10 protein-coding genes and 2 tRNA genes are annotated in these 13,990 nt (G+C 55.3%); 10 read left to right on the forward strand and 2 right to left on the reverse strand.

The window, feature by feature from the left end:
- Window positions 1-18 precede the first annotated feature (18 nt).
- The gene (locus RTU33_RS12525) at window positions 19-354 is read left to right on the forward strand and encodes a DUF496 family protein (RefSeq protein WP_312627767.1); all 336 of its coding nucleotides are present in this window, start codon (window positions 19-21) and stop codon (window positions 352-354) included.
- A gap of 107 nt (window positions 355-461) precedes the next feature.
- Here the strand turns inward: RTU33_RS12525 and RTU33_RS12530 are convergent.
- A tRNA-Asn gene (locus RTU33_RS12530) sits at window positions 462-537 on the reverse strand.
- A gap of 100 nt (window positions 538-637) precedes the next feature.
- The gene (gene mtfA, locus RTU33_RS12535; RefSeq protein WP_312627769.1) at window positions 638-1,435 is read right to left on the reverse strand and encodes a DgsA anti-repressor MtfA; all 798 of its coding nucleotides are present in this window, start codon (window positions 1,433-1,435) and stop codon (window positions 638-640) included.
- Window positions 1,436-1,527: 92 nt separating this feature from the next.
- Between mtfA and RTU33_RS12540 the strand changes: the two genes are divergently transcribed.
- The 9 genes from RTU33_RS12540 to RTU33_RS12580 all read left to right on the forward strand — a co-directional run bounded on the left by RTU33_RS12540 (window position 1,528) and on the right by RTU33_RS12580 (window position 13,986).
- A tRNA-Ser gene (locus RTU33_RS12540) sits at window positions 1,528-1,617 on the forward strand.
- Between the two features lie 869 nt (window positions 1,618-2,486).
- Entirely contained in the window at window positions 2,487-2,984 is a 498-nt protein-coding gene (gene tssB / locus RTU33_RS12545; RefSeq protein WP_312627771.1) for a type VI secretion system contractile sheath small subunit, read from the forward strand.
- Window positions 2,985-3,019: 35 nt separating this feature from the next.
- The gene (gene tssC, locus RTU33_RS12550) at window positions 3,020-4,570 is read left to right on the forward strand and encodes a type VI secretion system contractile sheath large subunit (RefSeq protein ID WP_312627773.1); all 1,551 of its coding nucleotides are present in this window, start codon (window positions 3,020-3,022) and stop codon (window positions 4,568-4,570) included.
- Between the two features lie 16 nt (window positions 4,571-4,586).
- Window positions 4,587-5,927 (forward strand): type VI secretion system baseplate subunit TssK, encoded by a 1,341-nt coding sequence (tssK, locus tag RTU33_RS12555; RefSeq protein ID WP_312627776.1) that lies wholly within the window; start codon window positions 4,587-4,589, stop codon window positions 5,925-5,927.
- Window positions 5,924-6,613, forward strand: a complete 690-nt coding sequence (tssL, locus tag RTU33_RS12560) for a type VI secretion system protein TssL, short form (RefSeq protein WP_312627778.1) — start codon at window positions 5,924-5,926, stop codon at window positions 6,611-6,613. Before tssK ends, tssL begins: the two co-directional genes overlap by 4 nt.
- Window positions 6,610-8,307, forward strand: a complete 1,698-nt coding sequence (locus tag RTU33_RS12565) for an OmpA family protein (protein ID WP_312627780.1) — start codon at window positions 6,610-6,612, stop codon at window positions 8,305-8,307. Before tssL ends, RTU33_RS12565 begins: the two co-directional genes overlap by 4 nt.
- Before the next feature lie 13 nt (window positions 8,308-8,320).
- Entirely contained in the window at window positions 8,321-8,812 is a 492-nt protein-coding gene (gene hcp / locus RTU33_RS12570) for a type VI secretion system effector Hcp (RefSeq protein WP_028019678.1), read from the forward strand.
- A 171-nt stretch (window positions 8,813-8,983) separates the two neighbouring features.
- The gene (tssH, locus tag RTU33_RS12575) at window positions 8,984-11,638 is read left to right on the forward strand and encodes a type VI secretion system ATPase TssH (protein ID WP_312627783.1); all 2,655 of its coding nucleotides are present in this window, start codon (window positions 8,984-8,986) and stop codon (window positions 11,636-11,638) included.
- Window positions 11,635-13,986 carry a type VI secretion system tip protein VgrG gene (locus RTU33_RS12580; RefSeq protein WP_312627785.1) on the forward strand — a complete coding sequence of 784 codons (2,352 nt, stop codon included), beginning with the start codon at window positions 11,635-11,637 and terminating at the stop codon, window positions 13,984-13,986. The genes tssH and RTU33_RS12580 overlap by 4 nt, the downstream gene beginning before the upstream one ends.
- Window positions 13,987-13,990 lie beyond the last annotated feature (4 nt).

Genomic DNA, 13,990 nt, shown 5'->3' on the forward strand with positions numbered 1-13,990 from the left:
ATTATCAGGGGTGTAAAAATGGAAACAACCAAACCTTCGTTCCAGGACGTTCTGGAGTTTGTTCGTCTGTTCCGTCGTAAAAACAAACTGCAGCGCGAAATTCAGGACGTTGAGAAAAAGGTCCGTGACAACCAGAAGCGTGTACTGCTGCTCGACAACCTCAGTGATTACATCAAGCCGGGCATGAGCGTGGAAGCCATTCAGGGCATCATTGCCAGCATGAAAACCGACTACGAAGATCGCGTAGATGACTACATCATCAAAAATGCTGAACTCTCCAAAGAGCGTCGCGAGATCTCCAAAAAGCTGAAAGTGATGGGCGAGCTGAAAACGGCTGATTCTAAAGCAGAATAATAGCGGTATCGGTGAAGAAAGCGGTGACGGCAAAGCCTCACCGTTTTTTTTGTTCTGCTGAACGCAGAAAAGCAAAAAGCCTGCTCGAAAGCAGGCTTTTCTATATTTGGCTCCTCTGACTGGACTCGAACCAGTGACATACGGATTAACAGTCCGCCGTTCTACCGACTGAACTACAGAGGAATCGTGTGAACGAGGCGCATATTAATAGCCGCCCTATTTTGTGTCAATACTAAATTTAACTGCCTGATTCGATTGCATGAAATAGAGGCAATGTGTCGTTTTAGTGAACTACGCGTAGATTAGCGCTTTCGCTGCCACCATTATCACGCATTCGCTGTAGTGGATCCTGCTGGTAAAAATGGCAGAAACGTTGCCACAGTGCCGGGAAACGGGGGGCAAATAATTCAGGTGCGCTGAAGAAGTATTCTGATAGCACGGCGAAACATTCCGCAGGGTCTGTGGCCGCGTAAGCATCAATGCTGGCGGCGCTTTCACCTACTAAATCAATTTCATCCTGAATGTTGTTCATTGCCGCATGCAGGTCATGTTCCCAGCCTGCGACCTCGCGCAGCGATACCAAAGGCACGCCATTAGCGCGATCGCCGTTACGGACGTCAAGCTTGTGCGCCACTTCATGGATTATCAGGTTAAAGCCGGAGGCGTCGAAGGAGTCCTGAATATCCAGCCAGTTCAGCACGATAGGCCCCTGCTGCCAGCTTTGTCCGGACTGCACCACTCGCTGGTTATGCACGAGTCCAATATCATCTTCCCATTCGTCATCCACGACAAACGGAGCAGGGTAGATCAACACTTCATGAAAGCCGTCAAGCCACTCCAGGCCGAGCGACAGAACCGGCAGGCAAAACAGCATGGCGATCCTCGCATTCTGCAGTGGCGTCAGCTCTAATCCCTGCAGCAGGACGAGACGCTTATGTTGTAGAAAACGGTCTGCCAGCTGCGTAAGTCTCAGCTGTTCTTCCGGTGACAGGCTTGCCAGAACAGGGATGGCAAGCGCCTGTTCCCATGGGATATCCGCGTTAAGGGGGGCGTCATTTGCTTTCCAGGGCCATTTAATCATCGCTTTGCTCGCAAACTCGTCACTTGACATCAATTAAAGGGGCAGGGCCTGTTAAAATGCCAAAGATCCTGGCATCATGGCAACCATTCTGCGGAGAGATGCCGGAGCGGCTGAACGGACTAGTCTCGAAAACTAGAGTAGGGGCAACTCTACCGGGGGTTCAAATCCCCCTCTCTCCGCCACTCATTATCTTCAATGCATTGAATTTAAAAATCTTTTCTGTATTTCACATGCCTGGTATGCCACCAGATGTTCACTTCATTTCCTCTCGAACGTTCATCCCTGAGCAACAATCTGTCTAGCCAATAAGCCAGAACAAATCAGAAGTACTCCGGAGTTTAGCCTTTGCCTTTTTTCAAGTCATTGATGTTTTGTACAACTTGAGAGTGGTATCTAGCTTTTTGTTCATTTAAGTAAAGACGATGCTGCATTTCTGACCATGCTCCTGACTCTTAAAAATGTGAATCGCCACAGATAAGCCAGACACTTTGTGGCCGTTGATGGACGGAGCCAGCCCTGGTAGACGATCCCGATGTTTATTTTGAGTACAGGAGAAGACGATGGGCACACCACGAGTACACCTTAGTTTAAGGAAGAGGCCGTCCGTCAAATCCCGGAAGGTGACTATTCTCTGCCCGATATCGTCTTATCCGGACCTGGCAGGGCTAGCATGTATCATGCGGTCTTTACCCATAAATAAAACTGACGCTACCCGTACACGTCTGTCTTTAAGCTTATTTCGTCAATATGCCAAAATAATGAAACCACTAGTACATTCACCAAAAAAATGAATGTTGGTTTAATTATAATTATTTTATATTAATTATCAGGATTAACTTTCATTTCGAAAATTCTTAATTTATGGCTTTTATCGCTCTGGAAGCCAGTAGGAGTCGCACTCTGTAATTATGCTGAATTTCATTTGAGTGGTGCTTAAGTTTTAAATGTGTTTCCCCTGTTTTACTTTTAATTACATTACTGGTAAAACAGAAATCGTTTTTCATACGACCAGCCTCCCCTTCAATGGATGCATTTATTCAGGAGATACCACATGGCAGATTCATTTCAGCAGGAAATACCTAAGGCACGAGTTAATATAAAACTTGATTTACATACGGGCGGGGCCCAGAAGAAGGTTGAGCTCCCACTCAAGCTTCTGACAGTGGGCGACTTCAGTAACGGGAAAGCAGAAGGTACGCTGTCTGAGCGTGAGAAAATCAATGTCAACAAGAACAACTTCAACAGCGTGCTGGCTGACCTGAATCCGGAAGTTAATCTTACCGTTAAAAACACCCTGGCAAACGATGGCTCCGAAGAAAATATCCATCTTCAGTTTCAGGAGATGAAGGATTTCGAACCCGAGCAGGTTGCCCGTCAAATCCCACAGCTGCGTGCAATGCTCGCCATGCGTAATTTACTGCGCGATTTAAAATCTAACCTTCTTGATAATGTTACCTTCCGTAAAGAACTCGAGAAAATTCTTAAAGACCCGATGCTCAGCGACGAACTGCGTAATGAGCTGAATGCACTTGCCCCGGCCCAGGATTAATTACTGGAAACGTTAACGGAATAATTACGAGAAAAATGCTTATGTCTCTGAATAATGAATCCCAGAATCAGGCGGGCGGTATCACTCTGGAAAAAACGCTGCCTCAGGGCGGGGTGTACGCGTCACTGTTTGAAAAAATTAATTTAACGCCGGTTTCGAAACTCGGTGAACTCGACGGCTTCCAGGATAATAACGTGATGGCGGAAACTTCTGCTGATGCACGCGTTACCGCTGCCGTTCAGGTCTTCATGCAGTGCCTGAAAAAATCGGGCCAGTCCGTCGAAAAACTCGATAAAACCCTGCTCGACCATCACATTGCTGAGCTGGATTTCCAGATCAGCCGTCAGCTCGACCAGGTAATGCATAACGATGAATTTCAGAAAGTGGAATCCGTTTGGCGTGGGCTGAAGTCGCTGGTGGATAAAACTGATTTCCGGCAGAACGTGAAGCTGGAAATTCTCGATCTCTCTAAAGACGAACTTCGTCAGGACTTCGAAGATTCCCCGGAAATCATTCAGAGCGGCCTGTACAAGCAGACGTATATCGCGGAATACGACACCCCGGGCGGTGAGCCGATTGGCGCGATTATCTCTGCCTACGAGTTCGACGCCTCTGCTCAGGACGTGGCGCTGATGCGCAACCTGTCCAAAGTCTCTGCTGCTGCGCACATGCCGTTTATCGGCTCCGCAGGCCCGAAATTCTTCCTGAAAGAGACTATGGAAGAAGTGGCGGCCATCAAGGATATCGGTAACTACTTCGACCGCGCCGAGTATATAAAATGGAAATCCTTCCGCGATACTGACGATTCCCGCTACATAGGTCTGGTGATGCCGCGCGTGCTCGGTCGTCTGCCGTATGGCCCGGACACCGTGCCGGTGCGCAGCTTCAACTACATCGAAGAAGTGAAAGGCCCGGATCACGACAAATATCTGTGGACCAACGCCTCTTTCGCGTTCGCTGCCAATATGGTGAAAAGCTTCATCAACAACGGCTGGTGCGTGCAAATTCGTGGCCCGCAGGCCGGTGGTGCGGTTCAGGACCTGCCAATTCACCTGTACGACCTCGGTACCGGTAATCAGGTGAAAATTCCGTCAGAAGTGATGATCCCGGAAACCCGCGAATTTGAATTCGCCAACCTCGGCTTCATTCCTCTGTCGTACTATAAAAACCGCGACTATGCGTGCTTCTTCTCTGCCAACTCCACGCAGAAACCGGCGTTGTACGATACCGCTGATGCAACAGCCAACAGCCGCATTAACGCACGTCTGCCGTACATCTTCCTGCTGTCGCGCATCGCGCACTATCTGAAGCTTATCCAGCGTGAAAACATCGGTACCACCAAGGACCGGCGTTTGCTGGAGCTGGAGCTGAATACCTGGGTACGTGGTCTGGTCACCGAAATGACCGATCCGGGCGACGAGCTGCAGGCTTCTCACCCGCTGCGCGATGCGAAAGTGATGGTGGAAGATATCGAAGATAACCCGGGCTTCTTCCGCGTGAAGCTGTACGCCGTGCCGCACTTCCAGGTGGAAGGGATGGACGTCAATCTGTCTCTGGTTTCCCAGATGCCGAAGGCGAAATCGTAACTAAGGCAGGAAGCCGATGAAAACGGAACAACCGTTATGGGGCAGAGGGATTATGGTCTCGCCCCAGCACTTCCAGCAACAGGCCGCATATGCGGCCTGGTCTGCGGAATGCATCGCGCAAATGGGCCTGAGCCATCCCTGGGGGGTGATTGAGGCGGCATTTGAACCGGAGACGCTAAAGCTTGGCCGCCTACAGGCCCGCAGGCTGCATATTCGTTTTCAGGATGGCACGCTTGTTGATAGTGATAATGCCGACGGTCTTCCGTCGGTACTTTCGCTTGACGGCGAATCGCATGAAACCGTTGTGGTACTGGCGCTGCCGCTGTGGCGTGCCAATGGCGGCAACTGCCTGAAAACCGATGAAGTGGCTGAACGTCCGGTTCGCTATCGCCAGCGCTGGCATGATGTTCGCAATCAGTTTGGCGATGACAATCGCCAGATTGCGGTCCTGCAACCTGAGCTCAGCTTGCGCTTTGCCCACCAGAATAACAGCGATTATCTGACCTGCCCGGTGGCGCGCCTGCAGCAGGATTCTCAGGGTGTCTGGACGCTGGATGATACCTTCCTTCCTCCACTCTTGACGGTACGGAGCAGCCGCTGGTTAACCACACAGCTTGAACAACTGATGACGCAGCTTCGGGCGCGTCTGACGCGGCTGATGTCTATGCGTCGTGAGAGCAACGAGCGAATGGCTGACTTTGCGGTGGCCGATGTCTCCCTGTTCTGGCTACTCAATGCGCTCAACAGCGCGGAGCCCGTGCTGGGGCAATTTCAACGTTTTCCGCAAAGCGCCGTTGAGCGGCTGTTCCCGGAGCTGGCTCGTCTGGCGGGTAGCCTTCTGACGTTCTCCCTTGAGCACCAGGTCAGCGCTATTCCGGTTTATCAGCACGAGCATCTGAATGCGGTTTTCCCGCCGCTGTTCGACCTGTTAAGCGATTTACTGGAAGCCAGTCTTCCCTCCCGCGTGGTGTCCATTGAGCTCACGCATGACAAGCGCCTGCGTCAGTGGCTGGCTCGGTTGCAGGATCCACGCCTGCTGGAAGGGGCGGACTATTACCTGTCTGTACGTTCACCTGTTCCGGTGGCGCAGCTGCAGGAGCAGTTCCCCCGTCAATGTAAAGTCGGCAGCCCGGATTACGTTACAAGCCTGGTGAATGCCTCCCGGCAGGGTATTCCACTGAAACCCTTACGCCATGTCCCGGCGGCCATTCCGCTGCGCCTGGAGAACCAGTATTTCTCTCTGGACCTGTCCCACCCGGCCGCACAGGAAATGCTGGAGAGCGGCAGCTGTATGTTCTACACCCCAGGCACGCTCGGTGAACCTGAACTTGAACTCTTCGCGGTACTGAGAACATGAGTGAAAACAAGCGTGGAATGACCGCGCCCATCGATATAGATGCACTGTTGCAGGACACCTGGCTGCAGGTCATCAGCCTGCGCCACGGTCCAACGTTTCAGGAGGGCGAAGGCCGGGTGCTGTGGGAACGCTGCGTTGCAGATGTTGAACGCGTGCAGCTGGCGTTGAAGGAGAAGGGGCTGGATGACGCCAGCTGCATGCATATTCTTACCGCCCAGTGTGCGTTGATCGATGAAGCGGTGAAAAACCGTGGCCTGCAGGATGATGCCTGCGTCCAGTGGTATGACATTCCCCTGCAGGGCCATTTCCTGGGCACGATGGAAGCGGGAGATACGCTCTGTGACCGCATGCGTGACGTATTGCATGAACTTGCACCAGAGAGTGCCGTAGTGACCTGTTTCCAGCGTGTCATGATGCTGGGGTTCCTCGGTAGCTTCCGCTCGCTGAACGATCCGGAACGGCAAAAGCTGGTGAACGCGCTCAGTGAACACGTGGTGCCTTTTTCATATCCGCAAACGCATCCGATTCTCGCGGAAAGCCGCAGCGGGCGAGGGGTCGGTAACTGGTTTTCCTCCTGGCCTGTTCGCATTGTCGTTAGTGCCTTAGTGGTCACTGCACTGTGGTGGGGGCTGAACCACTGGCTGGATCAGATGCTGGTAACTCTGTTGCCTGGGGCGGTGAAATGAGTCCTGCGCAACAGCGTTGGCTTGCACTCTGGGCGGCTCTTTTGACGGGGACGATCTGCCTGGGCTTTCTGCCCGTGCCACGACTGGTTTCGGTCCTTATCCTGCTGATCGCCTGGGGTGGAATCGCTGCGCTTCTGTACGTGGCCTCCCGCCATTCAGAACAAAACCTCACAGCGCGTCTCGATAATCTGCCGGAGGCGGCATATCGTCAGCCTGTTGTGCTTGTTTGTGGCGATTTACCCCAGGCGTGGCCAGAAGCATCGCAGGTGCTGACCGTGACGCATGGCTGCTGGATCCGCGTTGAAGAAAATCAGGATGTTGACCAGGTAGCGAGACAGCTACTGTGGCTGCGTCCGGACTGGGGACGCCAGCTTTCGGTTATGGTCTGTATCTGCCCGCAGAGGCATGCTGATGGCGAAGCGCTTACCAGCAAGATGCTGGCCCTGCGCTGGCAAATCAGCCAGCTGCGGCAAGAAACAGGACACTCCGTGCCCCTGGTGCTGAACGGACTGGTGGGCAGCGCCATGATGAACGACATGCTCTGGCAGGCCGCCATACCGGGGGAGGGGATCAGCGTCTGGCGTGAATCTTCAGCTCCGTGCTCCATTGCGGCCTGGGTCACTACGGGAGGCGCCATGGCGATGCAGCAGCAGGTTCTGATGAACAGCCTGATGACCTGGTTCCATCGGCACGTCAAAGCGGTGTTCATGGATGAGAATCCGGATATCCCGGCAATAGCCCCGACCGCAGTGTTGTGGGGTATTGGCCCTATCCTTGCCGGCAGCCTGGCCTCTTCGGTCTGGACAGCGTGGCTTTCCCGCCATACTGCCATGCAGCATGTAGCTGGCTGGCAACCGGTAGGGACGGACAGCACGGTCATGTCGCTGTTGCCTGATTTCGTGCTCCCCCTGCTACCAGAAGGCCAGGGGCTGACGCCGCGTCAGCGGGCATGGCGTTTGGGGTTTTGCCTGCTCACGTTTGCAGCGATTGTTGCCCTGTGCGGCAGTGGCTGGAACAACCGCCAGCTCCTGCATCGTATGAGTTTTGACATCAATCGCTACGATCGCATTTCAACGGATGATTACAGCCTGAAGGCCGCGGCGGTCGGCGTGCTGCGTGAAGATGCTGCTCAACTGGATGACTGGGCAAGGAACGGTAATCCGCTTCGCATGAGTCTTGGGCTCTACCAGGGAGAGCGGCTGCGGCTGCCTGTTCTGGATGCTATCCGTTCCTATATTCCGCCTCCACCGCCACCGCCGCCAAAACCCAAAGCGGTGCCGAAAATTATCCGCCTCGACAGCATGTCGCTGTTCGATTCAGGCAAATATGACCTCAAACCTGGCTCAACCAAACTGCTGGTCAACTCGCTGGTGGGGATTAAGGCCAAACCCGGCTGGCTGATTGTGGTGGCGGGGCATACCGATAACACCGGCAATCCACAGATGAACCAGACGCTCTCCCAGAAGCGTGCCGAAGCGGTGCGCAACTGGATGCGCGATACAGGTGATGTGCCGGAAAGCTGTTTTGCGGTGCAGGGCTATGGCGAAAGCCGCCCGGTCGCAACCAATGACACCCCGGAGGGCCGTGCGCTCAACCGTCGTGTCGAAATTAGTCTGGTACCGCAGGCCAACGCCTGTCAGATACCGGGCAACACCCAGGCGTCATCGCAGGATGATGACGTTTCTCAACATTAATGGAGTAAATCCGATGGCAATTCCTGTTTATCTTTGGCTGAAGGACGACGGCGGTGCAGACATCAAAGGGTCTGTTGACGTGCAGGACCGTGAAGGCAGCATCGAAGTGGTTGCACAGCAGCATAACCTGTACATCCCGACCGACAATAATACCGGCAAGCTGACCGGCACCCGTATTCACACCCCGTTCCTGTTCACCAAGGAAATCGACTCCTCCAGCCCGTACCTGTACAAGGCCGTGACCACCGGTCAGACCCTCAAGTCAGCGGAATTCAAGTGGTACAAAATCAACGACGCGGGCCAGGAAGTTGAGTACTTCAACACCAAACTCGAAAACGTAAAAGTGGTGAAAGTGAACCCTGTGATGCATGACATCAAGGATCCTTCTTTCGAGAAGCACAACCACCTCGAGCAGATCGAGCTGCGTTACGAAAAAATCACCTGGACCTACAAAGACGGCAACATCATTCATTCCGATTCCTGGAACGAACGCGCCACTGCGTAAGCCCCATGCGGACAGATCTCCCTGTCCGCAGTTTTTTGCTGAGTGTCTGTGAGTCGGGCATTTAGCAAAGAATCACACAATCTATCTGCCTGACCTGATGCGCTTGGGTTCCCTGTCAAAGTGGAAAGCGACGGGCGGTAGCATGCACGGGAATCAACAAGAGAGAAAAAAATGGAAAACTCAGCTGTCCTGTTACGTCGCCTTAATCCTTACTGTGCTCGCGCGCTGGAAGGCGCCGCTTCCCTGTGTCAGACTCGCGCACACGCGGAAATTCTGCCTGAACACTGGCTGCTCAAGCTGCTGGAGCAGGGCGAAGGCGATCTCACCGTGCTGGCCCGTCGCTACGAGTGGGATATGGACGGCATGTGGCAGGCGCTGCTGGGCTGGCTGGATGGGCTTCCACGCTCGGTGCGCAGTCGTCCGGGGCTGGCGGACTCCCTCAACACGCTGCTGAAACAGGCGTGGATGGCGGCATCTCTTCAGGGTGAAGAACAAATTCGCAGTCAGCATTTGCTGATGGCGCTGATTGACAGCCCGAAGCTTATCCACTGCGACGGCCTGTGGCCGCTGCTGACAGTAGGTCAGAGTCAGCTGGAGCGCCTGCGTCCGCTGCTGGATGCGCAATCCGACGAGCGCCCGGAAGCGCAGCTGGAGGCAGAACTTATACACTCTTCCGGCGGCGAGGTGGAAATCATTGGTCGCCCGGCTGGGGCTGAAGGGAAAGAGGGCGAACTCAACCCTGCGCTACAGAACGCGCTGGATAAGTTCACTCTCGACGTCACCGCCAAAGCGAAGGAAGGTAAAATCGACCCGGTGTTTGGGCGCGACACTGAAATCCGCCAGATGGTGGACATTCTCTCCCGTCGTCGTAAGAACAACCCGATTCTGGTCGGCGAGCCGGGTGTCGGCAAAACGGCACTGGTGGAAGGGCTTGCATTACGCATCGCCGAAGGCAACGTGCCGGAATCCCTCAAGTCTGTTGTGCTGCGTACCCTTGATCTTGGCCTGTTACAGGCGGGAGCAGGCGTGAAGGGTGAATTTGAACAGCGCCTGAAAAACGTCATCGATGCCGTGCAGCAGTCGCCGGCGCCGATCCTGTTGTTTATCGACGAAGCGCACACCATCATCGGCGCGGGCAACCAGGCGGGCGGCGCCGATGCGGCCAATCTGCTGAAACCTGCGCTGGCGCGCGGTGAGCTGTGCACTATCGCCGCCACTACATGGAGCGAGTACAAGCAGTACTTCGAGCGTGATGCTGCGCTGGAGCGCCGCTTCCAGATGGTGAAGGTGGACGAGCCCGACGACGACACCGCCTGCCTGATGCTCAGAGGTCTGAAATCCCGCTATGCCGAACACCATAATGTGCACATCACCGACGATGCGGTGCGCGCCGCCGTTACGCTTTCACGCCGTTATTTAACAGGCCGCCAGCTACCGGACAAAGCGGTTGACCTGCTCGATACCGCTGCTGCCCGCGTGCGTATGAGCCTCGACACCGTGCCGGAACAGCTGACCCGCATTCGCTCGCAGATTACTTCCCTTGAAATGGAGAAGCAGGCGCTGCTGGAAGATATCGCTGTTGGCAGTCAGAGCCAAGGTGAACGCCTGACGGCAATCGAACAGGAAGAGAACGACCTTATCGTTGCGCTCGACGAGCTGGAAACCCAGTACGGGCAGGAGCTGAAACTCACAGAGCAGTTGCTGGAAAGCCGCCAGGACATCTCCCGTCAGAGCGAGACGCACGCGCTGCAGCAGGAACTGAACGGCATGCAGCACAGCAATCCGCTGCTTTCCGTGGATGTGGACGTGCGCACCGTCGCCACCGTGATTGCCGACTGGACAGGCGTGCCGCTGTCTTCACTGATGAAAGACGAGCAGACCGAACTGCTGAACCTGGAAAACGAAATCGGCAAACGCGTGGTCGGACAGGATGTGGCGCTTGAAGCCATCGCCCAGCGCCTGCGTGCGGCAAAAACCGGGCTTACGTCCGAGGACGGCCCGCAGGGTGTGTTTCTGCTGGTCGGCCCGAGCGGCGTGGGGAAAACCGAAACCGCGCTGGCGCTGGCCGACGTGATGTATGGCGGCGAGAAATCGCTGATTACCATCAATCTGTCGGAATACCAGGAGCCGCACACTGTTTCCCAACTGAAGGGGTCGCCTCCGGGCTACGTCGGTTATGGTCAGGGCGGTATTCTGACCGAAGCCGTGCGCAAGCGCCCGTACAGCGTTGTTCTGCTGGATGAAGTGGAGAAAGCGCACCGCGACGTGATGAACCTGTTCTACCAGGTGTTCGACCGTGGCTTTATGCGCGACGGCGAAGGCCGGGAAATCGACTTCCGTAACACGGTCATTCTGATGACCTCTAATCTCGGCAGCGACCATCTGATGCAGCTGCTGGGCGAACAGCCAGAAGCCACCGAAGGCGACCTGCACGAACTGCTGCGCCCGATCCTGCGTGACCACTTCCAGCCCGCGCTGCTCGCCCGTTTCCAGACGGTGATTTATCGCCCGCTGGCAGAAAACGCCATGCGCACCATCGTGGAAATGAAGCTTGCCCAGGTGAGCAAGCGCCTGCACCGTCACTACGGCCTGACCACTAAAATTGACGAAAGCCTGTATGACGCGCTGACTTCAGCCTGTCTGCTGCCGGACACCGGCGCGCGTAACGTCGACAGCCTGCTCAACCAGCAAATTCTGCCGGTGCTGAGCCAGCAGTTGCTGACCCACATGGCTGCAAAACAGAAACCGCAATCTCTGACGCTCGGCTGGAGCGAGGAAGAGGGGATCTCACTGGACTTCAACCGGACTGAAGGAGAGAACGCATGAGCAACAATCCCCCGATAAGATTCAGCCACAACCACCACCTGCTGGCAGTGAAAGGCTGTGAAGCAGAGCTGGATGTGCTGGCATTTGAAGGCAACGAAGCTCTGAGCAAACCGTTCAGCTACCGCATTGAGTTCACCAGCGGTGAGCATGCTATCAGCAAAGAAATGATGCTGATGAAAACAGCCTCCCTGACGCTGCAGGCCCCGGTTGACCAGGGCTTTGGTATTAAGCTACAGCAGGCCGTGCGCACCCTTCAGGGTGTGGTGAGTGGGTTCGAGCGCCTCGGAACCTCAAAGGATGAAACTCACTACGCCCTGACCCTCACGCCGCGCCTGGCGCTGCTTGACCGTTCACACCAGAACGCCATCTACCAGGACCTGTCCGTTCCGCAAATCGTGGAAAAAATCCTGCGTGAGCGCCACGCCATGCGCGGCCAGGATTTTCTGTTTTCGTTGAGCAAAGAGTATCCGCGCCGTGAGCAGGTGATGCAGTACGGCGAAGACGACCTGCGCTTTATCACCCGACTGCTGGGCGAGGTGGGCATCTGGTTCCGCTTTACCACCGACACGCGCCTTAATATTGACGTGGTGGAGTTTTACGACAGCCAGCAGGGTTACGAGAAAAGCCTGACACTGCCGTCGGTGCCGCCGTCAGGCCAGCATTCGACAGGTGCGGACGCGGTGTGGGGCATGGAATGCCACCACACCGTGGTGCAGAAGCAGGTCAGCACCCGCGACTACAACTACCGTCAGGCCACGGAAGACATGAACACGCTTGTAGATGCTACCAGCGGGGATGCGACCACCTACGGCGATGCCTATCACTATGCCGATAACTACCTGACCCAGGGCAGCGCATATGACCGCAATCCGGCCCCGGAGTCCGGCGCGTTTTACGCCCGTATTCGCCATGAACGCTACCTGAATGGCCAGACGCAGGCGCAGGCCATTACCAGCTGCCCGCTGCTCTCTCCGGGTCAGGTGCTGAAGGTGACCGGCGGTTATGAAGTGGCTGAGGTGTTCAGCAAGGGTATGGTCATCACCGAAATGACCAGTGCAGCAAAACGCGACAAAGATTTTGAAGTACATTTCAGCGGAATGCCGGACAGCACGGATTTTGGTTTCCGCCCGGAACCCGGCAAGCGCCCGGTAATGGCCGGCACACTCCCGGCGCGCGTGACAAGCACCACCGAAAATGACACCTACGGCCATATCGATAAAGACGGTCGCTATCGCGTTAATATGCTGTTTGACCGCGATAGCCGGGAGACCGGTTTTGAAAGCCTGTGGGTGCGTCAGTCGCGACCGTACGCGGGTGACACTTACGGCCTGCACCTGCCGCTGCTGGCGGGCACCGAAGTGGCGATTGGTTTTGAGGACGGTAACCCGGACAGGCCGTATATCTCCGGCGTGCTGCACGACTCGGCTCACGGTGACCACGTCACTATTCAGAACTACAAACGCAACGTCCTGCGCACACCTGCGAACAACAAAATTCGCCTCGACGATAATCGCGGCCAGGAGCACATCAAGGTCTCGACGGAGCATGGCGGCAAGAGCCAGCTGAACCTGGGCCACCTCGTCGACAGCGAAAAACAGAAGCGCGGCGAGGGTTTTGAGCTCAGAACCGACAGCTGGGGGGCCATCCGGGCGCAGAAAGGGCTGTTCATCACAGCGGATGGCCAGGCAAAAGCGCAGGGCAAGGTGCTGGAAATGCAGTCGGCGGTCAACAATCTGGGTAACGCCCGGGAGCAGATGACCGACATCTCGAATGACGCGCAGAAGGCGACCGCGAACCCGGCCGATCTCCAGGCGCAAATCAAACTGCTGGAACAAGAAATTAGCGACCTTCAAAAGTCGGTGCTGTTGCTCAGCGCGCCGGAGGGTATGGCGCTGACCAGCGGCGAGCACCTGCAGGTCTCAGCCGGGCAGAACCTGATTGCCACGGCCGGTAAAAATGCCGACGTCAGCGTGGTGAAGAACCTGTTCATCGGGGTGGGTAATGCCCTGAGCGTGTTTGTGCGCAAGCTGGGGATCAAGCTGATAGCGAATCAGGGGCCGGTGAAGGTGCAGGCACAAAACGATCTGATGGAACTGATGGCGCGCGGGGAACTGAGTATTATCAGTACTGAGGATGAAATCCATATTACAGCGAATAAGCGTGTGGTGATTAATGGCGGCGGAAGTTATATCAGCCTGGATGCCAACGGCATCGAATCTGCCACATTTGGTGAGTACCGGACAAAAGCCGGGTTCTACGGGCGCAAAGAAAAGGCCAACAAGCCAGAAGATTTCCCGAATGTGGCACCTGAAACGGCCGAACCTTTCAGTAACTTCAGTTTTTCCTGACAAG

Origin of the sequence: Scandinavium sp., assembly GCF_032012665.1 — a bacterium.
Lineage (GTDB): Bacteria > Pseudomonadota > Gammaproteobacteria > Enterobacterales > Enterobacteriaceae > Scandinavium.

What these genes read in the sequence shown, in the direction of transcription:
- RTU33_RS12525 (WP_312627767.1), top strand. Translation starts at nt 19, where the DNA reads ATGGAAACAACCAAACCTTCGTTCCAGGACGTTCTGGAGTTTGTTCGT.
- mtfA (WP_312627769.1), bottom strand. Translation starts at nt 1,435, where the DNA reads ATGATTAAATGGCCCTGGAAAGCAAATGACGCCCCCCTTAACGCGGAT.
- tssB (WP_312627771.1), top strand. Translation starts at nt 2,487, where the DNA reads ATGGCAGATTCATTTCAGCAGGAAATACCTAAGGCACGAGTTAATATA.
- tssC (WP_312627773.1), top strand. Translation starts at nt 3,020, where the DNA reads ATGCTTATGTCTCTGAATAATGAATCCCAGAATCAGGCGGGCGGTATC.
- tssK (WP_312627776.1), top strand. Translation starts at nt 4,587, where the DNA reads ATGAAAACGGAACAACCGTTATGGGGCAGAGGGATTATGGTCTCGCCC.
- tssL (WP_312627778.1), top strand. Translation starts at nt 5,924, where the DNA reads ATGAGTGAAAACAAGCGTGGAATGACCGCGCCCATCGATATAGATGCA.
- RTU33_RS12565 (WP_312627780.1), top strand. Translation starts at nt 6,610, where the DNA reads ATGAGTCCTGCGCAACAGCGTTGGCTTGCACTCTGGGCGGCTCTTTTG.
- hcp (WP_028019678.1), top strand. Translation starts at nt 8,321, where the DNA reads ATGGCAATTCCTGTTTATCTTTGGCTGAAGGACGACGGCGGTGCAGAC.
- tssH (WP_312627783.1), top strand. Translation starts at nt 8,984, where the DNA reads ATGGAAAACTCAGCTGTCCTGTTACGTCGCCTTAATCCTTACTGTGCT.
- RTU33_RS12580 (WP_312627785.1), top strand. Translation starts at nt 11,635, where the DNA reads ATGAGCAACAATCCCCCGATAAGATTCAGCCACAACCACCACCTGCTG.